This window comes from Methylobacterium sp. J-001 (assembly GCF_022829565.1).
In the GTDB taxonomy this organism is placed as follows: domain Bacteria; phylum Pseudomonadota; class Alphaproteobacteria; order Rhizobiales; family Beijerinckiaceae; genus Methylobacterium.
In genome coordinates, this window is record NZ_JAKSYN010000059.1 from 1 (window position 1) to 2909 (window position 2909).

General features: G+C 64.0%; 2 protein-coding genes and 1 pseudogene. 1 reads left to right on the forward strand and 2 read right to left on the reverse strand.

The genetic code is table 11. The features are described 5' to 3' along the window. The first annotated feature begins 92 nt into the window (after positions 1 to 92). Positions 93 to 1022: an IS481 family transposase gene (locus MKK65_RS06320; RefSeq protein WP_243956397.1), complete on the forward strand. Its 930-nt coding sequence runs from the start codon at positions 93 to 95 to the stop codon at positions 1020 to 1022. Here the strand turns inward: MKK65_RS06320 and MKK65_RS06325 are convergent. Together MKK65_RS06325 and MKK65_RS06335 are read right to left on the reverse strand one after the other, a co-directional pair. Beyond that, a pseudogene (locus tag MKK65_RS06325) lies at positions 1020 to 1618 on the reverse strand (transposase); the annotation flags it as partial. The gene MKK65_RS06320 and the pseudogene MKK65_RS06325 overlap by 3 nt on opposite strands. 611 nt (positions 1619 to 2229) lie before the next feature. After that, positions 2230 to 2909, reverse strand: a 680-nt coding sequence (locus tag MKK65_RS06335; RefSeq protein WP_243956399.1) for a cupin domain-containing protein, incomplete at its 5' end; no start/stop codon positions are given.

Sequence of the window (2909 nt, forward strand, 5' to 3'; positions counted from 1 at the left end):
CCCCTCACAGTGTAACCTAGCTGAGTTCGCGCCAGCGGGACACTTAAAGATACAAGGCGGTCCGTCGGGCAATCCAAGCTCGTCAAGAGAGCGTGAGGGCCGCCACCCAACGACACAGGATCAGCCCGACCACCGTGAAGAAGTGGCGTTCGCGCCCAACCAGCACGGACGCGCGCATGGGACCGAAGGGGCCGCGCTCCAGCGTGCTGAGCGTGGCGGACGAGGCGGTTGTCGTCGCCTTCCGGCGGCATACGCTACTACCGCTGGACGACTGCCTGTATGCGCTGCAGCCGAGCCTGCCGCATCTGACCCGCTCGTCGCTGCATCGCTGCCTGCAGCGTCACGGCATCAGTCGCCTGCCGGACGTCGACGGCGACAAACCCAAGCGCTTGCGCTTCAAGGCCTACCCGATCAGCTACTTCCACATCGACATCGCGCAGGTCAGCACCGAACAGGGTAAGCTACACCTGTTCGTAGCGATCGACCGCACGAGCAAGTTTGCCTTCGTTCAACTGCACGAGAAGGCGACACAGCGGCTCGCGGCAGCCTTTCTACATGATCTGATCGCGGCGGTGCCTTACACGATCCACACGGTGCTGACGGATAACGGCATCCAGTTCACCGACAACAAGCCGGTGGACGCGGAGGCCGAAGCGAAGGCAGCCGCCTACTGGGCGACTCAAGATCGACCGCGCATCTACCGCTGGCACTCGTTCGAATGGGCCTGCGAGCAGACCAAGATCGAGCATCGCCTGACCAAACCACGCTGCCCGTGGACGAACGGCCAAGTCGAGCGGATGAACCGCACCATCAAGGACGCCACGGTCAAGCGCTACCATTACACCGACAACGACGAGCTGCGCCGCCACCTGCAACCGTTTGTGGAGGCCTACAACTACGGTCGGCGGCTAAAGACCCTGCGAGGCCTCACTCCCTACGAATTTATCTGCCAGACCTGGACGAAAGAGCCCGAACGCTTCAGGCTCGATCCGTCACACCACATGCCAGGACCAAACATCTAGCGTATAGGTCACCAGATTGATGATGCGTTCGGCCAGAGCAAGCACGGAGGCCGGCCAGAGCTGCAAGCGCTAAGATACGGGATCGTCGCTGGTCTCGACGACGTGGGCGACGTCGCGGGCGAGATGAGCAAGGCAGGTCTGATGCTCGGCGGCATGGCCCTGTTGAGCGGTGTAGCGGTCCGAGATCCACACGGCGGGCCAATGCCCATCCATCATCTTCCACACCACGATGACGCCGCGCGTTGGGAAGCCGTGTGTACCACGGTGTTGGCCCCGTGGAAAACCCAATGATAGGCGTTGCTGCCCTCGATCCGCACGCCAGTCTCTTCGGACGCGATGACCGTGGCTTGGCGCAGGGCCGATACGGCCTCCTCGCAACCCGGGCGGAAGTGGCCCTGCGCAAGATGTAGCAGGTTCATCAGGCCGCTCTGTATGAGCCTCAGCCCGAATAAATAGGCCAATGCCCCCTGCAGCCGCTTATAGGAAAGCGCGAGGATACGACTTTATATAAATCGCCGCTGTGTGAAGCCGCGGAGCGAACGGCGTGCCCCAAGCCGCGCCTACGGCACTGGCGCGACGACCCGCGTCCCGCAGGACAGGCGCGGCTGCCCCCGAGACTGCTGGCGATACTGGTGTTCGTAGAGTCGGGCTCGCCACAGGCCAGTACGATCCGGGCACGATGGGCTAGCACCTAACCGACGTTGCGGGGGTGCACGAGGTCTTCCAGCGGCGCAAGCTCGTCCGCGCTCGGATGAAGTTCGGCTGGTTTGGGACCGCGGGCGATCACAGCAACCTTCCCTCGGAAGCCCGGCAGATTGCTCTAACCTCTCAAACCGCAAGGAGACCTGTAACTCGCACCACTAGGAGGTCGGCATTTAGACACCCCTTTGGTTTGTCGCCATGGCGTGGCGGGCCCGGCGTGACGGTTCTCCCAAGGGCAAAATCCGCGTTGTTAATGCATGGATGACGCTCAGCACTTTGATTAGCCGAGTAAAGCGCAACGCGCTGGTAAACCGATTAGTGGACAACGCCTTGGCGATCAGCACCTGACAAAGGTAAAGGCGCGCGGCGCAACACCAGTACGCCAATGGTACGGCGCGCCAACGCCCAGTTGCCTATCGAATTCGACCTCGCAGTGTCAGGCTGCTCGCCGCCCCGGTGACCATTCAGGCACAGACATCGCGCGCTCGGTACCGGCGCACCCGGCTCAGCGTCCGTAGATATCCTCGACGCGGATGATGTCGTCCTCGCCGGTGTACGATCCGACCTGGACCTCGATCAGCTCCAGTGGGATCTTGCCCGGGTTGTTCAGCCGGTGCATCGACCCGATCGGCAGGTACACCGCCTCGTTCTCGTGGACCAGCACCACCCTCTCATCCACCGTCACCTCTGCGGTGCCGCGCACCACCACCCAGTGCTCGGCCCGGTGATAGTGCTTCTGCAGCGACAGACGCCCGCCCGGCACCACCTGGATCCGCTTCACCTGGAAGCGCTCGCCGATGTCGATCCGCTGGTACCACCCCCACGGCCGGTACATCCGCAGATGCGCGTCCGCCTCCGGCTCGCCCGACGCCCGCAGCGCGTTGACCAGCTGCTGGACCTCGCCCGCGCGGGCTTTCGCCGCCACCAGCACAGCGTACGAAGTCGCGACCACGTCCACGTCCTCCAGCCCGACCACCGCGGTCAGGCCCGCGCCCTGGCTGTGCACCAGGCTGTTCTGCGTCCCGATCAGCGACACCCGGCCCCGCACCGCGTTGCCCTCGGCATAGTCGTCCAGCACCTGCCAGACCGCGTCCCAGGTCCCGACATCCGACCACGGGAACGACACCGGCAGCACGCCGGCCCGCGCGGTCCGCTCCATCACCGCGTAGTCGATCGAGATCTTCG